Here is a 23,447-nt window from a genome sequence, read left to right on the forward strand (position 1 = left end):
TAAACAAGATAAAATGTAATCAGATAGTTCTGAATAAAAAATCACAGAATATCCTGACTATATAAAAAGCCAACTAAAATGATCCCGTTTTATTTATAGCAAATACGACCATTTTGGTTGGCTTTATTTTGTTTATTAGCAGTATGATTATTTCACACTCAACTAATCAACCAATTATTCTTCTTCCGCATCCGGATCATACATTGCATCATTATCAGCGATCTTCTTCTCAATATGGCTAACCCATACGCTTACAATCTTGGAATAATCACCTAATCCTTTGATATCACAGTTAGCCAACGGGCAAGTATATCCGGCTTTTGCCAATTCATAGCGCCAACTTCCTTCTTCAGCCGTGGCACCAACACCACCCTTCATATCATTATTAGCATGATCGCCTGCAATAGACATCAACGGATGACAGATCACATTACCTGATTTCTTGTTAGCTGCCTGCATACGGGAAATCATATCGTCTATATAATTATCTTCCATATCTACAGTAGCCACAAAATAATTAGAATTAAGTTTCTGCAACTCTGCTTCCATCATCGTGTAGCGAGAGTTACCATTCCCGTAGTTATAATTTTCGGGATTTCCGTGTCCCATGAAAGTCACGATATTATTCGACTCCACTTTACTTTTATAAGTTTCATGCAGAATCTTTGCCACATTGGTTACATCTTCCTCTGTTTCCAACAACGGACCACCCAAGTACACTTTCACGTTGGCAAATTCCGGGTGCTCACCATCATTATGGAAATCTTTCACGACATTCTGTACCCGAAGGAATTCTTCGCCGGGAATAACATGAAGAGATTGCACGCAAACCGTCTTATATCCTGCCAGACCAATAGCTTCCAAATAGAAAGAAGGTGCATAATAATTCCAACCTTTTGCCGCGCAACGGGTCATACAAATCTCCGAAGTGAAAGAAAAATAAATATCCATGTTAGGGAACTTACTAGCAAACTGCGCTTTCATATTATTGAAAGTCGTTTGAGGCGCATCCCACGTACTACCAAAAGTCACTAGCAGCAAGGCTGTATCATGCTTTTTGTTGGCTTGTACTTCGGCAGTTACTGCTTCCATCTTCTTATCGTGGTTGGATTTTGCCACATCATCATCGTCGTCGGAGCAAGATACTGCCGAAAGGGACATTACAGCTACTAAAGCTGTCATCATCATAAATCTAAACTGTTTCATGTCTTTAAAATTTTAAAGGGTTAAACATCATGTATTTTTTGTCTTTTTTTGTCCGAATTGTATCATCAACGAACCATAGAAAGTTCGTCCCGCTGTAGTTGTACCATAATTCAGGCTGTGATACGTTGTCTCATAATAATTGAAGATATTATCGATTCCCGCATTCACCTCGGCATTCCATCGTTTGCCCAATTTGAATTGGTGACGGGTATTCAGCCTCCAAAGATTATAAGCCTTGCCATTTCCATCATCCTGATAATAACGTTTACTCTGAATACGTCCATAAACTCCAATGCCAAGACGATAGTTACTCCGTCTCCACGCATGCGTCCAGATGGCACTCACAGTAGCACGATGATGAGCCATACCATCAATAATGACATGTTTCATTACTTGATCTTCTTCATCATATTGGTTCGCTTCAGTATCCAGATAGCTATAACCTCCTGTCAGAGTCAGTGATTGGACCGGTGTCCATTTGGCATTCACATCCACCCCATAAGTACGGGCATCATCCATGTTCTGATACTGGCGTACACGGGCAGGATCATAGGTAACAACCAGATCACCCGGAGCCTGCGAAAGAGGAATAGTGACTAGAGTTATCATATTATCTACCCAGTTACAATATCCCGTGACATTGATACTGAAACGAGTTCCATTATATTCCAGTCCACCGGAAACATAACGGCTGGTCTGTGGATCCAACTCCGTATTTCCCAGATTCAATGAGATTATTGACATCTGACGGATATAACGGTAATGCAATTCTTTCAGTGTCGGTGTCTTGAATCCTTCCGAATAGGTAGCACGCAGATTAAAAGCTCCTAACTTATAAAGTGCCGATACTTTCGGAGTGATGCGCACACCAAAGTTCTGATTCACTGTCAGTCTCCCTCCCGCTGTGATATTCAACCGTTCAATAGGCGTCCATTCATCCTGCGCATAGAAAGAGGTCGTATAATCGGATACCTGATCTTTTTCATCCAGTCGACGGGGAGCATCCAGCCAATTGATTTCCGTATCAGTACCCACACTCAAACGATTGAAGTATGGCAGATTGAATATACCTTTCAACTGCAATAACAAGCGGCTTTGATCGCTTTGCAATCCTTTATCACCAGGGAAATATGGAAAACTGATCTCCTTGCCACTATCATCATACTCCTTATCCCAAGTCTCGCGAGTGTACATATAATGATAAGCATGACTATCATAGTTGACGTCCAGCATAATGCTATTGCTATTTTTCAGCTTCAACTTACCTCCTGTCGCAACAGAAGAGTTACGATAAAGGAAATCATAAGTCTTATAGTCAGGCACTCCGCAAGGACGATATATCCGTTTGCGATAAAAGCTACCGTCAGCGTAAAGGCTCAAATCCTTTGTAGCCTGATAATCGAAACGCTGTGCCACTTGCCAGTCCGTATAGCGATTTACAGTCTTATTGATGGAATTGGTTATAGGATATTCATAACGGTTCGGATCTTCATAAGTTGTATTCTGCCATCCGTCTGAATGCTTCAGTTGGAAATTAGTGGAAGAAGTAAATTTACCAACCTTGAACTGTACGGTATTCGACTGCCGGAATTCTCCATACGATCCGCCGCGACTTGTATTTTCTATCAAAATATTTTCGCGGTGTTTCTTTAATATAATATTCACCACTCCTGCAATAGCATCACTTCCGTAAAGTGCCGAAGCAGCTCCTTTCACGATTTCAATACGTTCAATACGAGCCGGATCGATCAAGCCCAGATTATTCTGTCCGCCTACATCACCATGCATCTTCTTACCATCAACAAGGATTAATATATAACCATTGCCGAGTCCTCCCAATTGCATATTGGCTCCCATATCACCAGCACTAAAATCAAAAGAAGCACACAGTCCGCTCAAAATATCTTCCAAGGTAGCCCCTGCATAACTATCCAGCATTTTGCGGCTAATCACTTCCGTCTGCACAGGTGCATCTTTCAGATAGTGTTCCGTTCCCGTACCTGTCACCACTATTTCAGGAATCGAATCCTGCATGGCGACATTGCTCTGTGCACTTACCTCTGCGGATAAAGACAACAAAACAAGTCCTGCTAACCATATTTGTCTCATTCGTTTCATCTACCTTTTATTATCATTAAAGAGAAATAAGGAAATTCCCTTGCCAATATATCTTTCTTATCACACGTATAAAATTCCCCGTCCGCTCCCACATTCTCGAAATAATGACAGACAAGTCTTTCCTCCAAACTTATAAAATGCTTCACTTCCCCCTCACACTGCGATAATTTCATCACTACCGCCACTTCACTACCGGAAGCAATCCGGCTGAACAGTTCTCCGTCCACTTTTCCCGGACACACCGTCAACCGTTCTTCCTGTTCCACAATGGAAAGACCGATGGAAGCCGCCGCTGCAATAAACGCCGGAACACCGGCAATCTGCTTGATAGGTATCCCCACTTTCTTGAGCTTTCCGACCAAATAACTGGTAGAAGAATAAAAACCGGCATCTCCTTCAGCCACTATCGCCACACATAAACCTTCCGAATACAGGCTGACTATTTCTTCAAAAACCTTATCGTAAGCCTCATAAGCCATCTCACGCTTCTTACTCATCGGCAATGTATAGCGTCTGATAGATTCTTTCTTTATCTTCAATTCTTTCAGAAGAACAGAAGACCGGGAACGCGCATTTGTTTTCGGGCAAAAAATAGCATTTGCCCGACATAGTGTAGCACCTCCTATCAAAGAGATAAGCCCCGCTTCACCCGGACCTAAAGAAACGATATATACCGGTTTCAAATCTTCCATCTTTCTTATCGATTATTTCTTATCCTTATTTTCTAAAACGAATCGTCAGGCTTGCATAGAAAGCTCTTCCCGGTGTAATGGTCGAATAAGGTTTCTTCGTATTCCAGGGACGGTCGTCTACCCAGTCGAACAGGTTCTCAACACCCAAACCGGCATTCAGAATGAAATATTTCAGATTGAATGTATGTCCTGTATTCAAATCCCAAAGCATAAAACCGGATGAATCATAGTCATACGTTTCGGAATATCTCTTTCCCTGTCCGCGACCAACCATATTGATGTTCAGTCCATACAATCCCCAGTTCTTAGACCATTGCGCATTTACGTTTCCTGCATACTTGACACTTTTGTCAATCGGTTTGTCCGTTATCAGATTTCTTGCATCCAACAGCGTATAGCCGGCTCCCAGATTGAATCCAAGTCCCAGGTAAGCATTTGCATTTACATTCACCCCTTTGATTCTCACTTTATCGATGTTGTCACGCTGGCGCACTTCATCATAATCACCGTACTGTGCAGCTTCTTCATCGCTCAAAGTACGGTAATTAATCATATCCGTCACATTATTTACAAAAGCCGTTGCTGATACAGAAAAACGGGAATGAGTATATTCCAGATTCAATGAGAAATTCTTGCTTTCTTCCGGTTTCAGTTCCAGATTTCCGATAGTATAGCGATTGGTAGTCTTTGCCAGATCCGTAGCGTAAATTTCAGAAAGAGTAGGCGTGCGGAAACCTGTTGCAAAAGACAATCGGCCACGGAAACCACCCTCCCTATACATAATAGAAGCTGTCGGAGTGAAATGATCTTCAAATGTTTCATTATAAATGTAACGCAATCCCACTACTGCTTGCAGAGATTCGGCAATCGTCCACTCATCCTGTGCATATAAAGCCATGGTGTAGAGCGTCTTATTAGAGATATTGTCCGATTCACTTTCCAGCTTTTCATCCAGATATTCCAATCCGGCAGACAGTTTGTTCTTGCTGTTCACCTTGATAATACTCTTCACATTTCCCCGGTAAAAATATTGTTTCTTACGAGTTTCCTTATCTCCAATCTTGAAGTCACCGCTTTCCTGAATATAGTCATAAGCCGACTTGTAATTGTCCGAATAGAAATCGGCATCGATATATGCTTTCTTATTCACAATATACTTCATACCGAAACCATACGTATAATTCTCATGATACATATTATATTTATATTCCGTTACCGGACGGTCATTCAGGAAATTATAGTACGAACCCTGTGCATACAGCGTTGTCTTATGATTCAGAGAATAAGAGAAACTCTGGTTGACCGTATTCGAATGATAACCGGTGAAAGCCTGTTTATCGGTAGGATCCAGTTTCACTTCCCCTTTTTTATTCACCGTTTCGGTCATCGGATGAAGTTTCCAGCCATCCGACTGTTGGCGTTGGTAAGAAGTATACGATGAAAGTTTGCCAACATTCAAATCCAGATTCACAGCTTCCGAAAAACGTCCGTGGTCACTCACCTTGGTAGTGCTCGATGCGTCAATCTTGTTTTTGCTGTCATCCGTGATGATATTAATAACTCCACCAATGGCATCACTACCATACAGCGCAGATGCCGAACCGTTCAGTATTTCAATTCGTTTCACGTTTGCCATGTTGATGCGCATCAACGCATCATCGCCAATCAGTTTCCGTCCGTTCACTAATACAAGGATATAATCGCTATTCAAGCCATTAAGCACCATTTCCGTTCCCATACCGCTGGTAGAGAAAGAAAAGTTAGAAGTGAGTTTGGTAAGAGCCTCCTCAAGATTCGTAACATTGGCCTCCTTGATATCTTTGGCAGTCAATACATTTACCGGGATGGGACTATCCACCATCCGGCGATGTGTTCCGGTTCCGGTCACTACCACCTGGTTTAAATTGTTATGACTTTCCGTCATGCGTATCACGACGTCATTTACACTCTTTGAAGTGGAATACCGTTGCGGTTCATAATTGAGATGTGATACTTGCAGGGTTTGTTTGCCATCAGGCAATCCCTTGATTATAAACTCTCCTTTTGCATTCGTAGTTCCCCCCTGCAGACTATGGTCCACCCGAATATTCGCTCCGACAACAGGCTCTCCGGTTTCAGAATTCAACACACGCCCCTTGATTGTAACCTGAGCGGACACAACACAACATACACCGACCAACATGGTGGTCAAAATAAGTTTTTTCAACATTTTGTGATTATGCTTAAATTTCTATAGTTTATGTTCTTAGCCCCGAGAACAAGTTAACTATTGTTTCTTCCTTAGGCAGGTTTCCTGACTTCATCCTGAAAGTTCGCCTTCCCGTGCATCCGGCACAGTGGCAGTAGTAAAACTTTCAATAGATGGATGTTACAGTAGCGGGCACTGCTCCGGATTCACACCGGATTCCCTTTTATGTTCAATCGGACGATTGAAAACATCACCTAAAGTGCTGCAAAATTACTACATTTAATTTGTATCTCATAACATATCTAAAAATATTTTTAGTAACACGAAATTTACACTACCTCTCAAGAAAAGAAACTGATTATTATTGTACTTTTGCAACATTACCTCAATTAATTATTTTCAGGATGGAAAAGAGCGTTCAGACAGCAATCATTTTAATTTCCGAGTCAAGTCTGCCCATAGCCAGGAATATAAGCAGAGAGTTAGCAGAATCCGCCATATACCTCAAAGGAGAAGCAGAGGGATGCGAAACAATCACCTCGTACAGCGGATTTATGAAAGAACATTTTTCCGATTTTAAAGCAATCGTTTTTATCGGTGCACTCGGCATCTGTGTGAGAAGTATTGCTTCCTGCATCCGGAACAAATATACCGATCCGGCAGTGATTAACGTTGACAGTACCGGACGTTTCGTTATCTCCGTACTGTCCGGACATATCGGAGGCGGCAATGAACTGACACGAATCGTTGCGAGAATCACCGGAGGGGAAGCCATCGTCACCACCCAAAGTGATAATCAACAGTTGTGGGCGCTGGATACGTTTACCTCCCGTTACGGATGGAGAACTTCGGCAACACCGGCTTCCATGAATCAGGCTATTTTTCAGTTTGTGAATAAACACAAGACAGCCCTGCTGCTTAGTGTCAAGGATAAAGGAACGGCCGAACTTGAACAGAGCTGTCCGGAACATACAGATATCTATTATAGATTGGAAGAAATACCGCTGGCCGAATACCAATTACTCATCACTGTTGGTCCGTGGGAATATGACGCTCCTATCCCGACACTGCAGTTCTATCCGCCCGTGCTTCATATCGGGGTAGGCTGCAAAAAAGAATGTTCTCCACAAGGAGTCTGCATTTATATGAAAGATGAATTATTGCGACACCATCTTTCTCCACTTGCAGTGAAAAGCATTTCAACGATTGAACTGAAAAAAGACGAACCGTTGATTGCAGAATTACATACGCAGTTCTCAAACAGTGAACTACATATTTATAAAGCCGAAGAACTGGCAGATATCAGCGTTCCGAATCCCTCCGAAAAAGTGAAAGAAGTGACAGGCGTTGATGGGGTGGCCGAAAGTTCTGCTATCCGTGCCTCCGATTACGGCAGATTGTTGATGGAAAAGCAAAAAAGAATACTATCCGAAGGAAATAATTTCACCTTTGCCGTAGCACTTTCTGCTGATAGTGACCGCAACAACGGGCATATCGAGATTGTGGGGGCCGGTCCGGGCGACCCGGAATTGATTTCTGTAAGAGGCAAGAGAATGCTGGAAAAGGCAGACCTCATTCTTTATGCCGGCAGTCTGGTGCCCCGCGAACTGACGTATTACGCCAAACCGGGCGCTACCGTTAGAAGTTCGGCAGACATGACATTGGAGGAACAATTCACCCTCATGAAGTCTTTCTATGACAAGGGATTGTTTGTGGTACGTCTCCACACAGGTGACCCGTGTATTTACGGAGCTATTGCCGAACAGATGGCATTCTTCGACCAATACGGAATGAGGTATCACATCACTCCCGGCATTTCTTCTTTTCAGGCCGCAGCAGCCGCCCTCAAATCACAGTTCACCATTCCTGAAGAAGTGCAAAGCATTATCCTCACACGTGGAGAGGGTCGGACACCGATGCCCGAGAAAGAAAAACTTCATTTGCTGGCGCGCTCGCAAAGCACGATGTGCATCTATCTAAGTGCTGCTATTGTGGAGCAGGTACAGGAAGAACTCTTGCAAGCCTACTCTCCCGAAACGCCCGTAGCTGCCTGCTACAAACTCACTTGGAAAGAAGAAAAGATATATCGCGGCAAGCTGAAAGATCTTGCTCAAATTGTCCGTGACAACCATCTGACTCTTACTACCCTGCTTGTAGTCGGTAATGCCATCGACCACCGGGAGGGATTATCCAGACTATATGCTGATGAATTCAAACATCTTTTCCGCCCATGATACTGATTTTCGGAGGAACGACGGAGGGACGCACTGCCGCTGAAACCCTCGATGAAGCAGGACAACCCTTTTATTATTCCACACGTGGCACCCTTCAGGAAGTCACGTGCAGAAATATGACGCGACTGACCGGCAACATGGATTCAGAAAAAATCATTTCTTTCTGCCGTGAACACGACATCCGATTAATAATAGATGCCGCCCATCCATTTGCGCAACAACTCCACCTGAATATCTTCCTCGCGGCAAAAGAATTAACGATCAAGGTAGTACGTCTGGAACGTATCTATCCGGAATTATCGGAGGAAATCATTTGGTGTGATGACTTCGAAGATGCCGTCGCCCGTATGAAACAGGACGGTATAGAGAAACTACTGGCTCTTACCGGCACTCAAACTATTACCAAGCTACAAGGTTTCTGGAAAGAGCATGACTGTATCTTTCGGGTTCTGGAACGGTCGGAATCCGTAGATATTGCCATAAAGGCAGGATTCCCCAAAGAAAAACTGATTTTCTATCAACCCGAAGAAGATGAATCACTCCTTTTTAAGCAACTTTCCCCGCAAGCGATTATCACAAAAGAAAGCGGCAGTTCGGGAGGCTTCATCGAAAAAATAGAAGCTGCTCTGAAAAACGGAATCAAAATTTATGTGGTCCGCCGTCCTCCCCTGCCCGAGGGTTTTATTACAGTAAATGGGAAATACGGATTGAGACGGGCTGTTGAACTAAATGTACCGGGATTTTATGCCCTAAGAAGTGGATTCACTACCGGAACCTGCGCAACAGCCGCAGCCAAAGCCGCTTTACTTGCATTGACAGAAGAATGTTTTGAAGAAAAAACGGAAGTGACATTACCGGATGGAGAAAGGGTCGTCCTACCTATATATAAGGTAGAAAAAACGGATGAGAATACCGCCACTGCCAGTGTCATCAAAGATGCCGGAGATGACCCGGACGTTACCCACGGACATCAGATTGTAGCCACTGTATCTTTTTCCGATTCTCCCGGCATACATTTCCTGCAAGGAAAAGGGGTGGGAAAAGTCACACTTCCCGGATTGGGATTAGCCGTCGGTGAACCTGCCATTAATTCGACTCCCCGGAAAATGATCGTCAATGAACTATCCTTGCTTTATGGAGGAGGGCTGGACGTAACTATCAGCGTTCCCGAAGGAGAAACACTGGCTCTGAAAACATTCAACCCGAAATTGGGAATTATTGGAGGGATCTCCATTATCGGAACTTCGGGTATTGTGAAACCTTTTTCTTCGGAAGCATTCGTCGATGCCATACGCAAGGAAGTGGAAGTGGCCTATGCAATTAATGCGGAACGATTGGTTATCAATTCCGGAGCCAAAAGTGAGAAATTTGTCCGGAGCCTCTATCCGAATCTCCCTCCACAGGCTTTTGTGCATTACGGAAACTTTATCGGAGAGACATTAAAAATAGCAGCAGAGACTGGTTTTCAAAAGGTAAGCATGGGGATTATGATAGGAAAAGCGGTAAAACTGGCAGAAGGACACTTGGATACTCACAGCAAGAAAGTCATAATGAACAAAGACTTTTTAAAAGAAATAGCTATTCAGTGCAGCTGTTCAGATGAGACTTTAGCATTGATCGAACAAATGACGCTTGCCCGCGAACTATGGGGAATACCAAACAAGAAAGATAAAGAAATTTTGTTCAACAAGTTGGTACAACTATGTCATATACACTGTACACCACTTTTTCCCAAAGGAGAGCTCGCCATTTTATTAATCAATGAGACTGGGGAGATTTCATATCAATTTCACTCTACCCTATTCTAAATCTATTATTGACAGGTTTATTTCTATACGGTTTTGAAATAAGTCAAGTCATAAAAAATAAGTTGAAATATAATCCCAGCGAGCATCTACTAGAGAATTAAAAAGTGAAAATTTGCTGTCACCTGTCACATGTTTGTATTTAAACATCTGACAATGAATGAGTAGTGGTGTGACGGCAGCATGTGACAGCACAGTGACAGTACTTTTGCTGTCACATGTTCTCCCACGATTCTTTCTTCTCTTCCTTTTCTCTTTCCTGAAAATCACAACCTGTATAGCTTCATATTTTTTAGTCATAGGAAAACATTCGTTTCATACCTTCAAACCATTGGTTTCATGGGATGGAACTTTAGTTCCATAAGCTTGAAACTCTAGTTCCAATTGCTTGAAACCATCAGTTTCAAGGCTGGAAACTCTAGTTTCTCTTTGTTGAAACTTTAGTTTCAAACAAAGGAAACTTGCTTGGAACTTGCTTCTAAAAGAAGGAGAAGAGGTGACAGCAAAAGTACTGTCACTGTGCTGTCACATGCTGCCGTCACACCACTACTCATTCACTGTCAGATGTTTAAATACAAACATGTGACAGGTGACAGCAATTTTTTACTTTTTAATTCTGTAGTAGAGTGTTAAGAGATTATATTTCGGCTCATTTCCATACAGTTTTGAGGATTTTTTGAATCAACTATATCTGCTATTCACTAGATAACCGGACACCAACTTGAGCAATACCTCAATGTCTTCCGCTTTTCGAACTTCATTCTCCGGCAAATGCAGCAAAAATCCTTCCGTCTGAAGATTACCTGTTTCTATGTAAACATCAGATTCAATCTCACGCCCTGCCAGAATTCCATTTCGCAAAAGAGCTTTCCTGACCATCGCATATTTTTGACCATGCCCTTCAAGATGCATCTTTACAGAATATTCATTGTTGATTTTAAACAATCCCGTATTTTGGTCGAACATGATTCCTTTACGGGAAAAGAAGTTACTCAATGTACCATTCAGTGACAAGTCTTCAGGAGTTCCGATAGTCACACCGTTTTCTTTATCCATCATCCAGACTTTATCGGCAATCTGTAAAGCCAGTTCCAAATCATGGGTACTCATGAAAATAGTTTTCCCCGTATCGCGGGACAACCGATGCAACAGTTGCATCATCTCCACTTTACTTGGAAAATCAAGGAAAGCAGTCGGTTCATCCAGAAAAATCACAGGTGTTTCCTGCGCCAACGCTTTGGCAATCATCACCTTTTGTTTTTCTCCGTCACTCAACGTATGCATCATCCGACCGGTTAGCACCTCTATCCCTACACCGGCTATCGCACGGGAAACAATTTCTTTATCTCCTTTCTTCAACACTCCCCAAAAACCAGTATAAGGACTTCTTCCTAACGCTACCATCTCTTCCACCGTCATATTACGCAAGTCGCACTTTTCTGTCAGCACCACACTGATGACTTTCGACATATCCGCATCGGAATATTTCTCAACCTCTTTATTCATGATCCGGATCTCTCCCGACAATTTCGGTAGGAAACCGGACAGTGTATGCAACAAAGTGGACTTCCCCGCTCCATTGGCTCCAAGCAGACAAGTGAGTTCGCCAGCATAAATACTGGCATTTATATCACGGGCTACGATATGCGTTTTATGCTTTCCTTTATAGCCTGTGGCCAGGTTCCTGATAGTTATGGTTTCTTGCTCTTGCATGTTAAGTTTCTCCCTGTTCTGATTATCATTCATTTACCTCTCCCTTACGCTTACGGAACAACACCGACACTACCACCGGTGCACCGACCAAAGCTGTGACGGAGTTGACCGGCAAAGCACCTTCAAATCCCGGCATACGGGCTATCAGATTACACAATAACGCCATTGCCGCCCCTACCAGTAAAGAAGAAGGCATCAATATCCGATGGTCGGAAGTACGGAACAAAGCACGGCAAAGATGCGGAACAGCCAGTCCCAGAAAAACAATCGGGCCACAATAAGCCGTTACAATCGCCACCAAAGCTCCGGAACAGGAGATTACCAACAAACGGGCACGTTTGATATTCAAGCCCAGATTTCGCGCATAACTGTCTCCAAGCAACAACAGATTCAATGTCTTAATCAACAGAAAAGAGAGTGGAAGAAGTACAGCCATTGTACAAAGGAATGGGAATAACTGGTCACCGGAAATACGGGAAAAGCTTCCTAATCCCCAAATGACATACGCGCGAATATCTTCTTCGACGCTGAAAAACTTCAATACTCCAATCACGGCATTGGCTACATAACCAATCATCACACCGATAATCAACAGAGTCACGTTTCCTTTTACTTTCTGTGAGGCGAAAGCAATAAGCGCCATGATAGACAATGCTCCTGCAATAGCGGCAACCGTCAGCGCCAATTCACCAATCAGCCCCAGACTGCTCAACGCCACTCCCCCGAGACTGCCTGACAATAAAACGACAAAAGCCACTCCCATACTTGCTCCGGAACTAATCCCTAACACTGAAGGCCCTGCCAACGGGTTTCTGAAAACTGTCTGCATCTGCAATCCGCTGACGGACAACCCTGCTCCGGCAACCAACGCAGTGACTGCCTGGGGCATTCTCGATTTCCAGATAATATTCGTCCAGATGTGGTTCTCATGATCTCCCCACAGGCAAATATCCCATACAGCACGAAACGGTATAGATACAGAACCCAATACGAGATTCAGGAAGAAAAGAAAAAAAATCAATCCAACCAACAGAAGCATCAACAACCAGACAGGAGTTTTCATACCCTTCTCATTTTAAAAGCTCATAAAAAACAGGAGTATACTCCGGTAGCAGTTCCGGATGAAATACTTTAATCAAATCTTTCAGCAGCACTTCCGGATGAGTGGGAACATTCTCATAATAAGGTTTCTCCTTGAGATTACAATAAATCACTCCTTTATCTTTGAATGCCCGGAAATCAGCATACCGGGAATCCTGTGCTTTCAAGGCGTCGTAAGTGAACGTGCCGTTATGGCTGTTCAATATCCGCCAATAATCAGCACTTTCCGCGCGACTGTAAACAGTCTCAAAGTCTAAAGTCACTCCACCTGTATTCGGATCATCTTTTAGGAAATAATCTGCACCGGCATCCCGAAAAAGTTGTGCGAGGAAATTACGTCCTCCTACGGCGTACCAGTTGCCGCCACGCAGCTCACCACTAAAAACAACCGGCTTTTTCTCAATCTTTGCCGTCAGCTGCTTCAATGTATTATATTCAGCCTTAATCGAATCAAAGATTACATTTGCTTTCTCCTCTTCTCCAATCAGCAGACCGATAAACTTAATCCATTCTGCCTGCCCGAGGGGAGAATTCTCTTTATATCCCAAATGCGGAATCAAAGGAATACCTACCTCTTTCAATGCGTCATATCCTCCCCGTTTGAAAGGAGAAATCAGAATCAGATCGGGATTCATGGAGATAATGACTTCATTATCAAAGTTCCCCTCTATCCCTATCTTACGAATTTTCTTCTCTTTCAACCGGCGTTTTACTTCCTCATTAAACAAATGGCGGGTACTTGTGATACCTACCACATGATCCAACTCATCCAGTTTTATAAAATTGGATAGTTGCAACGAAGTCATACAAATGATATTCTTAATCGGAACGGACTGCACTACATAATCAGTGGATACTTTATTTTTCGCAAAGGCTTCCTTATCCCTGACAAACGCATACTGATAAATTTCCCCTTTACCCTTTTCTTTCTGCGGGTCCTGAATGGTCACCAGACACCCTCCCTCTACATATTGCACTTCGAAACCTTCAGCATATTCCGGAAGAATGATCCGGGAGGAATCAGAGGTGCTAACCGCCACTCCGACTGCCTGCGTATTGTTTTTACTTTTCTGTCCACAAGAAACGAGAAATAACAAAAGGCAAACAACCGGCCAGCATTTTCCTTTCAGCCGCATACTATTATATCTGCTCATATTTTATCTATAAGATTAATCTTCAGATTATTCAAGTATTTTTCGAACCTTACTCCCGGAAAGTATCGAAAACTTCATTCTGGCAGGTCTTCTGACTTACTCCATTTTCCTGACGCCCTTCCCGCCTCTTCATGATCGAGACAGTGGATTTGAGTATTGCAGGAAAACTTCAGCGGAGCTTACAGCAGCGGGTCTGTTCAGGATTTTCACCTGATTCCCTTTTCACCACTCTTTCCGTAGCATCGGAAAAGTGACACCAAAATTCACCTTGCAAAGATACATAAATAGGAATGATTTCGGAGAAAATGCAATAAAAAAAGAAAGAATATCTCCAAAGATACTTATCTTTGCCCCACAATGTCAATCTTCAGACACCGAAAATTATTTATTCATTTAAAAGATACACGAATAAAGATGAAATCTCCTATTTCAATCCTCACATGGCTATGTCTTCTCTTCCTGGCTAGTTGTATATCCAACAAGAAGACTTCTCTCGAGGCTTTCAAACAGGATGTCTATACACCTGAATATGCTACCGGATTCAAGATTATGGGTGCGGACAATACCGCCAGCACACTTATTCAGGTTTCCAATCCATGGCAGGGAGCCAAAGACGTGAAAATGTCTTATTTCATTTCCCGCAACGGTGAACAAGCGCCTGCCGGATTTACCGGTCCTACGATTCCTGCCGGAGCCAAACGCATCGTATGTATGGCTTCTTCCTACATCGCCATGTTCGACGCATTAGGACAAGTGGACAGAATTATCGGAGTATCGGGCATCGACTATGTATCCAATCCATATATCCTTGCACACAAAGATTCTATTAAGGATATGGGACCCGAAATGAATTATGAGTTATTATTGGGACTGAAACCGGATGTTGTCCTGTTATACGGTATCGGAGATGCGCAAACTGCCGTAACAGACAAACTGAAAGAACTGTTTATACCTTATATGTATGTAGGAGAATATTTGGAGGAATCACCGCTTGGTAAAGCCGAATGGCTGGTAGCTCTTTCCGAATTAACAGACAGCAGGAAAAAAGGCATCGAGATATTCCGTGAAATCCCTAAACGTTATCAAGTTTTGAAAGCGCTCACCGAATCGGTAGAGCAACGTCCTACCGTTATGCTCAATACCCCGTGGAACGACAGTTGGGTGATGCCTTCCACACAAAGTTACATGGCACAATTGGTAACTGATGCGGGTGCGGATTACATCTACAAAGAAAACAATTCTAACAGTTCCACTCCCATCGGACTGGAAACGGCTTACAAACTGATACAAAAGGCCGACTACTGGATTAATGTAGGCATGGCTTCTACGTTGGATGAACTAAAGACGGTCAATCCTAAATTTGTAGACGCCAAAGCTGTACGCGAAAAAACTGTTTACAACAACAATTTACGAACAACACCGACAGGAGGTAATGACTACTGGGAATCTGCAGTAGTACGTCCCGACGTCGTATTGCGTGACCTGATTCATATCTTTCACCCCGAACTCGTATCCGATTCACTTTACTATTACAGACACCTGGAATGAAACAGCCTGATAAACGTACTCCCTTTTTATTCATTACACTGGGTATAGTTGCCATACTGTTATTACTGATAGACATGGCAACGGGAGATACATATATTCCTATCACCAAGGTATGGGCTGTACTCACCGGAGGCGAATGTGACGAAATGACACGGAATATTCTCCTTTCTATCCGTTTCATACGGGTAGTGGTAGCGGCTTTGATAGGAATAGCACTCTCCGTTAGCGGTTTACAGATGCAAACAGTATTCCAGAATCCGTTGGCAGATCCTTACCTGCTGGGAGTAAGTTCCGGTGCAGGACTGGGCGTAGCTCTGTTCATACTAGGTGCTCCATTACTTGGATGGGCGGAGTTTCCAATTCTTCAGTCGCTGGGTATCGTAGGTTCGGGCTGGATAGGAACTGCCGTAATCTTATTGGGAGTAGCCATTATCAGCCGGAAAGTAAAAAACATTCTCGGTGTATTGATCATGGGAGTTATGATAGGCTACGTAGCAGGTGCTATCATTCAGATACTCCAATACCTAAGTTCGGCCGAACAACTGAAAATGTTCACACTCTGGTCAATGGGATCTCTTAGCCATATCACAGTCACCCAATTGGGAATCATGATACCAATGCTATGTATCGGCTTACTGATTTCCGTAGCCTGTATCAAATCGCTGAACCTGCTACTGCTCGGTGAAAATTATGCACGAACGATGGGAATGAACATTAAACGTTCACGCACGTTCATCTTCGTTTCTACCGCACTGCTGACAGGAACGGTCACCGCTTTCTGTGGTCCGGTAGGATTTATCGGCCTGGCAGTACCGCACGTCACACGACTGCTGTTCAACAACGCCGACCACCGGATACTGGTCCCCGGCACCATGCTGACAGGGCTTATCAGCATGCTTCTCTGCGACATCATCGCCAAGAAGTTTCTGCTTCCGGTTAACTGCATCACCGCCTTGCTAGGTGTTCCGGTTATTTTATGGGTAATTGCTAAAAACTTGCGTAGATTCAAATGATAGAGCTTAAAGAACTGACATTAGGATATGGACAGCGCACGCTGTTGGAAACGGTAAATGCCCGAATCACAGGCGGACAACTCGTTGCCCTGTTAGGACGTAACGGAACGGGAAAGAGTACCCTGCTCCGTGCCATGATGGGACTGGAAAAGCCTCAATCAGGAGAAATTACTCTGCAAGGAAAAAACATAGCTTCATTGAAACCGGAAAAATTAGCCCGGAATATCAGCTTTGTCACCACCGATAAAGTACGCATCGCTAATCTCCGCTGTAAAGATGTAGTAGCCTTAGGGCGTGCTCCCTATACCAACTGGATCGGCCAACTGCAACCGGAAGACCAAAAGCGGGTGGACGACGCTATGCAACTAGTCGGTATGTCCGGTTATGCAGAAAAGACAATGGATAAAATGTCCGATGGCGAATGTCAGCGAATCATGATTGCCCGTGCCCTTGCACAGGATACTCCTGTCATCCTGCTTGATGAGCCGACCGCCTTCCTGGACTTACCCAACCGCTACGAGCTCTGTTTGCTTTTAAAGAAATTGGCACAGGAAGAAAAAAAATGTGTCTTATTCTCCACTCATGACCTCGACATCGCCTTATCGCTTTGCGACTCCATCATGCTCATAGATAATCCGCAGATGTACACGCTGCCTACTCCGGAAATGGTGGCCAGCGGACATATAGAAAGACTTTTCCGAAATGAATCCGTCACGTTTGATGTGCAGGAGATGAGAGTACGCATCAAATAAACAAACAGATATCCGACAAGAATCAGACTGTGTATAAAATAAATAGGTAGCATTCATTTGGGTTCTATATAAATTCGCTATCTTTGCCCCCGAATTGGTTTCAGATAGCCATATCAACTATCTGAATTAAAAGGGAATCGGGTGTAAATCCCGGACAGTCCCGCTGCTGTGAAACTCTATTCAACTTCTTGATATTTACTTTTACCACTGACCGGGTATAGATAGTCAAGGTCGGGAAGGAATCAGGAAGGGAGTCAGTCAGAAGACCTGCCATTCATACCTTTATAGCTGTTTTTACTCGTGGGATAGGAAAATGGCAGACTGTAAAAAAAATAATCGAGTAGTCATGACATCGGAAATGATTGAAGGAGGATAAATTCTCTCTAGCTAAAATATCAAAAGGACGGCATTAGACCGTCATGCTCAATGTGTGCGTATCCCCGCAGAAGTGATTTCTCCGGGGGTACTTTTAGCTAAACTAAATATCATCATATAATAATCACAATGGAAGTTCTAAGAAATTTATTTGAAGGTTACCCCAATCTTTGGGGCGGCGGAGTGGCACACTCCGTACTGATTCTGTCACTAACCATAGCGTTTGGAATCATCCTTGCAAAAATCAAAGTGCGGGGAGTATCTCTGGGAGTTACCTGGATACTCTTTGTCGGAATCGTATTCGGTCATTTCAACATGAATCTGGACGAACACCTGCTCCACTTTCTAAAAGAATTCGGATTGATTCTGTTTGTTTACTCAATTGGTTTGCAGGTAGGACCCGGCTTTTTTTCAGCATTCAAAAAGGGTGGCTTTACCCTGAATATGCTGGCCATGCTGGTAGTAGTATTAGGAGTAACCATTACTGTTATCCTGCACTTCACCACCGGAACTCCGATTACCACAATGGTAGGTATTCTGTCGGGAGCCGTCACCAATACTCCGGGGCTGGGAGCCGCACAACAGGCCAATAGTGATTTGAATGGTATAGATGCTCCCGAAATTGCTTTAGGATATGCTGTCAGTTATCCGCTGGGTGTAGTAGGTATCATCCTTTCACTGCTTGCTTTGAAATATCTCCTTCGCATCAATACTGCTCAAGAAGAAAAAGAAGCGGAAGTCGGTCTGGGACATCTCCAGGAACTTACCGTACGTCCTATCTCCATTGAAGTGAGAAACGAATCGGTAGACGGCATCAGGATTAAAGAACTCCGCCCGTTACTGAACCGTAAGTTTGTCATTTCCCGCATCAAACACCGCGAGGGTGGAGAAACCGAATTGGTCAATTCCGAAACAATTCTACATGTAGGGGATATCATATTAGTGATCTCTACCCCGATTGACGTGGAAGCAATTACTGTATTCTTCGGAAAGGAAATCAAAATGGAATGGGAACAGCTGAACAAAGAGCTCATTTCACGCCGTATCCTGATTACTAAACCGGAATTGAACGGGAAAACGCTTTCACAACTCAAAATCAGAAATAACTTCGGAGCAAACATCACCCGCGTCAATCGTTCGGGAGTAGACTTGGTAGCCTCTCCACAATTACAGTTACAAATGGGAGACCGTGTCACCATTGTAGGTTCCGAACTGGCTGTTACCCATGCAGAGAAAGTACTTGGCAACTCCATGAAACGCTTAAATCATCCGAACCTGATTCCTATCTTTATAGGTATCGCTTTAGGATGTATTCTGGGAAGTCTTCCTTTCGCATTTCCCGGAATCCCGCAACCTGTGAAACTAGGATTGGCAGGCGGTCCGCTCATCGTTTCTATCCTGATTAGCCGTTTCGGTCCGAAATACAAGCTGATTACTTATACCACCATGAGTGCCAACCTGATGCTTCGTGAAATCGGTATTTCCATCTTCCTCGCTTGCGTAGGTTTAGGAGCAGGCGAAGGCTTTGTAGACACAGTCATTCATGGCGGAGGATATATATGGGTAGGCTACGGAGTAATCATAACCATCCTGCCACTTCTAATTACAGGATTAGTAGGACGGTATTATTGCAAGCTGAATTATTTCACGCTTATCGGGGTTCTGGCTGGTTCTACCACCAATCCACCGGCACTGGCTTACTCCAATGACCTGACCTCCTGTGATGCGCCTGCCGTTGGTTACGCTACGGTCTATCCGCTCACCATGTTTCTGCGAGTATTGACGGCACAAATATTGATTCTGTCGTTGGGATAACATATTAATATATCCTTTTCCATCCAATTGATTACTAACAAATGGAGAGAATAGGATCAGATGCCGGAATATTTGTTATTGGTCAATGGGATATTTTTTTAGAATAAAACAAACTAATTAATAAAAACTTTCTAACTTTGTGCCGTTAAGGTTTCCTTGAACAACTTTTGCGTTGTTAAGGAATTAAAAGGGAATGCCGTGTAAACCGGCAACAGAACCTGCTGCTGTAAATCTCCGCTCCTTGTAATCAGAGAGCAAAATTGCAACACGAAAGTCACTGGATAGTTTATCTGGGAAGGCGTTGCAAAATGGGATGAGTCAGAAGACCTGCCTTGATGCTCTGATTTACACCTGCGGGATTTCGGGTAGTAGTCAAATAGAAAATAAGCAATTATCTTTTATTTGGTATAATAGCTATATGTCCGTTTGTGTAGATTGAATTCAGATCTGAACAAACGGATTTTTTATACCTATAAAATAAAAGACATGCTTTCTATTCAAGTCCATTCATACAATAAGCATTGTATCCATTTACGGTGGATATTATGTTTGATTCTATCTTTATTTACCACATTACCGGCCATTTCCCAATCCAAGGTTCGGCATCAGACTTCTCTGTCTGATACACTTCTCAAACTCAAAGAAGTTACTATCTACAGTAATCGGATGCAAAAAAAGATGTCTCCTGTACAGATTCTGTCCGGCAAAGAACTTGAGAAGCTCAATGTTTACTCCGTTGCCGATGCTTTGCGCTACTTTTCCGGAGTACAGATAAAAGATTACGGAGGTATTGGAGGACTAAAAACCGTCAATATACGAAGTATGGGCAGTCATCATGTCGGAGTATTTTATGATGGTATTGAATTAGGAAATGCGCAAAATGGAGTTGTCGATCTAGGCCGTTTTTCATTAGATAATATGGAAGTCATTTCACTATATAATGGTCAAAAAAGTGCCATCTTCCAACCTGCCAAAGATTATAGTTCCGCAAGTGCCATATATATGCAGACACGAAAACCCCTATTCAAAGGGGAAAAGAAAAACAATCTGAACATCGGGGTGAAAGGCGGTTCATTCTCTACCATCAATCCGTCACTACTTTGGGAACATCGTTTCAACGAACGAATAAGCAGTTCCATCAGTACGGAGTATATGTATACATCAGGACGATATAAATTCACATACGCCAAGAAAGATGGTTACGACACAACAGCTGTCCGTCAAAATGGAGACGTAAGAATGTTACGTTTGGAGAATGCATTCTTCGGAAAAATCCCCAAAGGAGAATGGAAAGCCAAAGCATACCTATACAATTCGGAACGGGGATACCCCGGAGCTGCGGTAAGAGAAGAACCGGGTAAATTTCGCCATCAGGACCGGCAGTGGGATACCAATCTGTTTGTGCAAGGCTCTTTTCAAAACTATTTTAAGCCTTGGTACAGTCTGCTAGCCAACGGAAAATATGCTTATGACTATCTCCACTATTTATCCGATCCCAGACTGGATGTCACCACCATGTATGTAGACAATCACTACCGACAGCAAGAAATCTATGCTTCGGCCGCCCATTTATTCACCATCTATCCCTGGTGGAGTATGTCATTATCCAACGATTTTCAATGGAATACATTACGGGCCGATCTCATAGATTTTGTCTATCCAACCCGTAATACAATCCTGACTTCTGCCGCCACGTCCTTTGACTTCAACCGCCTCATGTTGCAGGCGAGCCTGTTATATACTCATGTCGACGACAATACACGTACCAAAGGAGCCAATGCAGGCACCAAAAACAAATACACTCCGTCTGTCATAGCCACCTGGCAACCATTGACCAAGCTCCCTCTGAATGTACGGGCCTTTTATAAGAAAGTCTTTCGCATGCCGACTCTCAATGATTTGTATTATACTTTTATAGGCAATAAGGACTTAAAACCAGAATATACCACCCAATACGATGTGGGTATCACTTTCTCTCACACCTGGAATAACCATTGGCTGAAAAGCCTGGACTTACAAATAGATGGTTACTATAATGAAGTAGATGATAAAATCATTGCCATGCCTACCTCCAACCAGTTCCGTTGGACTATGATAAATCTCGGACATGTGGAAATTCGGGGATTAGACGCAGCCATACGAGGAGAATGGGGTTTCGGAAAGGTGGAACTTAGCACTCTATTCAATTACACCTATCAAAAGGCACAGGATTTTACCGATCCTACCAGTGAATGGTATGGAGGCCAGATTCCTTATATACCTTGGCATGGAGGTTCCATCATCCTCAATGGAAGTTATCAAACATGGTCTTGCAACTATAGTTTCATTTATACAGGTGAACGTTATGAAGCAGTCGCCAATATCCCGGAGAACTACGCACAGCCTTGGTATACCCATGATTTTTCCCTATCCAAAACTTTTCAATGGGGGAAAACGGGAATACGTGTAACGACAGAAATTAATAATATCTTCAATCAGCAATATGAAGTAGTGCAATGCTATCCTATGCCCGGTACAAGTTTTAAAATCAAATTAAACGTCATGTTATGAGAATATCTGTTCTATCCATCATTATCTGTTTTGTTCTTCTGTCGACTTCTTGTCGCGAAGATGAACGCATTATTCCGTCAACTCCCAACCAAGTTACTCCCGGAGTAAGCGGCACCTCTGTCAAAGGTTTCTTTCTACTCAATGAAGGAAATATGGGAAGCAACAAGGCTACCCTTGATTACTTTGATTACGAAACCGGTATCTATCATAAGAATATCTATGCGGAACGGAACCCGGGAGTCGTACAAGAATTGGGGGATGTGGGAAATGATATCCAAATCTATGGAAATAAGTTATATGCCATCATCAACTGTTCTCATTTCGTAGAAGTGATGAATGTAGAAACAGCAAAACACATCACGCAAATTTCCATACCTAATTGCCGTTATATCGTCTTTAAAGATAAATATGCATACGTCAGTTCGTATGCAGGCCCTGTCAAAATAGATCCCAACGCCAGACTGGGGTATGTAGCACGTGTTGACACTACCACACTGACTGTCAAGGACACCTGTGTGGTCGGCTACCAGCCGGAAGAAATGGTGATTGTGGGCAACAAACTCTATGTAGCCAACTCCGGCGGGTATCGCGTACCTAATTATGACCGTACGGTATCCGTCATCGACTTGAACACATTCAAAGTTATCAAAACCATTGATGTGGGAATCAATTTGCATAGAATGGAATTAGACCAATACGGAAATATTTATGTCTCATCCCGGGGAGATTATTATGACACTTACTCCGAAACATTTGTAATAGATTCCAATACCGATAAAGTAATCGAAGAACTACCGCTTCTTCCCAATACAGAAATGGCCATTTGCAGAGATTCACTGTATGTATACAGTACAGAATGGAGTTATTACACCAACAGTTGGACAGTCTCTTACGCCATCTATAATACAAAAACAAAGAAAACTGATACCCGCAATTTTATTACAGATGGTACGGAAAAATCTATCAAGATACCTTATGGAATAGCAATCAATCCGGAAACAGGTGAATTCTTCGTCACCGATGCCAAAGACTATGTGACTCCCGGCACATTATACTGTTTCTCCCGGGATGGAAAAAAGAAATGGTCAGTCATCACGGGGGACATTCCGGCACATATTGCCTTTACAGATAAGAAACTAAAAGAGATTCAATAATTCACAATTCTATTAATAATTAAAAACAA

Annotated in this window: 15 protein-coding genes and 4 riboswitches; of the genes, 8 read left to right on the top strand and 7 right to left on the bottom strand. The window is 43.1% G+C overall.

From position 1 onward, the window contains the following. Positions 1 to 174: 174 nt before the first annotated feature. The 4 genes from DW173_RS05335 to DW173_RS05350 are packed head-to-tail and all read right to left on the bottom strand — an operon-like array spanning position 175 to position 6,225. On the bottom strand, positions 175 to 1,206 hold the full coding sequence (locus tag DW173_RS05335) for a sirohydrochlorin cobaltochelatase (RefSeq protein WP_120143965.1): 1,032 nt from the start codon (positions 1,204 to 1,206) through the stop codon (positions 175 to 177). Between the two features lie 27 nt (positions 1,207 to 1,233). After that, positions 1,234 to 3,324: a TonB-dependent receptor plug domain-containing protein gene (locus tag DW173_RS05340; RefSeq protein ID WP_233562099.1), complete on the bottom strand. Its 2,091-nt coding sequence runs from the start codon at positions 3,322 to 3,324 to the stop codon at positions 1,234 to 1,236. Continuing rightward, on the bottom strand, positions 3,321 to 4,016 hold the full coding sequence (locus DW173_RS05345; protein WP_055235740.1) for a precorrin-2 C(20)-methyltransferase: 696 nt from the start codon (positions 4,014 to 4,016) through the stop codon (positions 3,321 to 3,323). Before DW173_RS05345 ends, DW173_RS05340 begins: the two co-directional genes overlap by 4 nt. A 25-nt stretch (positions 4,017 to 4,041) precedes the next feature. Further along, entirely contained in the window at positions 4,042 to 6,225 is a 2,184-nt protein-coding gene (locus tag DW173_RS05350; protein WP_008024874.1) for a TonB-dependent receptor, read from the bottom strand. A gap of 56 nt (positions 6,226 to 6,281) precedes the next feature. Next, a riboswitch (cobalamin riboswitch) is annotated at positions 6,282 to 6,477 on the bottom strand. A 131-nt stretch (positions 6,478 to 6,608) separates the two neighbouring features. Between DW173_RS05350 and cobM the strand changes: the two genes are divergently transcribed. Beyond that, positions 6,609 to 8,438 (top strand): precorrin-4 C(11)-methyltransferase, encoded by a 1,830-nt coding sequence (gene cobM / locus DW173_RS05355; RefSeq protein WP_120143967.1) that lies wholly within the window; start codon positions 6,609 to 6,611, stop codon positions 8,436 to 8,438. Continuing rightward, positions 8,435 to 10,246, top strand: a complete 1,812-nt coding sequence (cbiD, locus tag DW173_RS05360; RefSeq protein WP_008024877.1) for a cobalt-precorrin-5B (C(1))-methyltransferase CbiD — start codon at positions 8,435 to 8,437, stop codon at positions 10,244 to 10,246. The genes cobM and cbiD overlap by 4 nt, the downstream gene beginning before the upstream one ends. Positions 10,247 to 10,924: 678 nt before the next feature. Here the strand turns inward: cbiD and DW173_RS05370 are convergent. The 3 genes from DW173_RS05370 to DW173_RS05380 are packed head-to-tail and all read right to left on the bottom strand — an operon-like array spanning position 10,925 to position 14,211. Next, entirely contained in the window at positions 10,925 to 11,956 is a 1,032-nt protein-coding gene (locus DW173_RS05370) for an ABC transporter ATP-binding protein (protein ID WP_032812070.1), read from the bottom strand. A gap of 25 nt (positions 11,957 to 11,981) precedes the next feature. Next, positions 11,982 to 13,019 (bottom strand): FecCD family ABC transporter permease, encoded by a 1,038-nt coding sequence (locus DW173_RS05375; protein ID WP_008024880.1) that lies wholly within the window; start codon positions 13,017 to 13,019, stop codon positions 11,982 to 11,984. A 7-nt stretch (positions 13,020 to 13,026) separates the two neighbouring features. Beyond that, on the bottom strand, positions 13,027 to 14,211 hold the full coding sequence (locus tag DW173_RS05380) for an ABC transporter substrate-binding protein (RefSeq protein ID WP_008024883.1): 1,185 nt from the start codon (positions 14,209 to 14,211) through the stop codon (positions 13,027 to 13,029). Between the two features lie 63 nt (positions 14,212 to 14,274). After that, a riboswitch (cobalamin riboswitch) is annotated at positions 14,275 to 14,487 on the bottom strand. Positions 14,488 to 14,625: 138 nt separating this feature from the next. On the opposite strand from DW173_RS05380, the gene DW173_RS05385 reads away from it, so the two are divergent. From DW173_RS05385 to DW173_RS05410, 6 genes are all read left to right on the top strand, one after another. Next, complete coding sequence (locus DW173_RS05385; RefSeq protein WP_008024885.1) at positions 14,626 to 15,759, top strand: ABC transporter substrate-binding protein; 1,134 nt, start codon at positions 14,626 to 14,628, stop codon at positions 15,757 to 15,759. After that, complete coding sequence (locus DW173_RS05390) at positions 15,756 to 16,772, top strand: FecCD family ABC transporter permease (RefSeq protein WP_049702091.1); 1,017 nt, start codon at positions 15,756 to 15,758, stop codon at positions 16,770 to 16,772. The genes DW173_RS05385 and DW173_RS05390 overlap by 4 nt, the downstream gene beginning before the upstream one ends. Continuing rightward, positions 16,769 to 17,524 (top strand): ABC transporter ATP-binding protein, encoded by a 756-nt coding sequence (locus DW173_RS05395; protein WP_004299412.1) that lies wholly within the window; start codon positions 16,769 to 16,771, stop codon positions 17,522 to 17,524. Before DW173_RS05390 ends, DW173_RS05395 begins: the two co-directional genes overlap by 4 nt. A gap of 78 nt (positions 17,525 to 17,602) precedes the next feature. Then, positions 17,603 to 17,814: riboswitch (cobalamin riboswitch) on the top strand. 214 nt (positions 17,815 to 18,028) lie between these two features. Further along, complete coding sequence (locus DW173_RS05400) at positions 18,029 to 19,714, top strand: putative transporter (RefSeq protein ID WP_008024892.1); 1,686 nt, start codon at positions 18,029 to 18,031, stop codon at positions 19,712 to 19,714. A 131-nt stretch (positions 19,715 to 19,845) separates the two neighbouring features. Continuing rightward, positions 19,846 to 20,064, top strand: a riboswitch (cobalamin riboswitch). A 136-nt stretch (positions 20,065 to 20,200) separates the two neighbouring features. After that, a complete protein-coding gene (locus DW173_RS05405; RefSeq protein WP_008024894.1) occupies positions 20,201 to 22,264 on the top strand; it encodes a TonB-dependent receptor in 2,064 nt (687 codons plus the stop codon). Continuing rightward, complete coding sequence (locus DW173_RS05410; RefSeq protein ID WP_004312388.1) at positions 22,261 to 23,418, top strand: DUF5074 domain-containing protein; 1,158 nt, start codon at positions 22,261 to 22,263, stop codon at positions 23,416 to 23,418. The genes DW173_RS05405 and DW173_RS05410 overlap by 4 nt, the downstream gene beginning before the upstream one ends. Positions 23,419 to 23,447 lie beyond the last annotated feature (29 nt).

It is taken from the genome of Bacteroides sp. AM16-13 (assembly GCF_003602705.1).
Taxonomy (GTDB): Bacteria; Bacteroidota; Bacteroidia; order Bacteroidales; family Bacteroidaceae; genus Bacteroides; species Bacteroides xylanisolvens.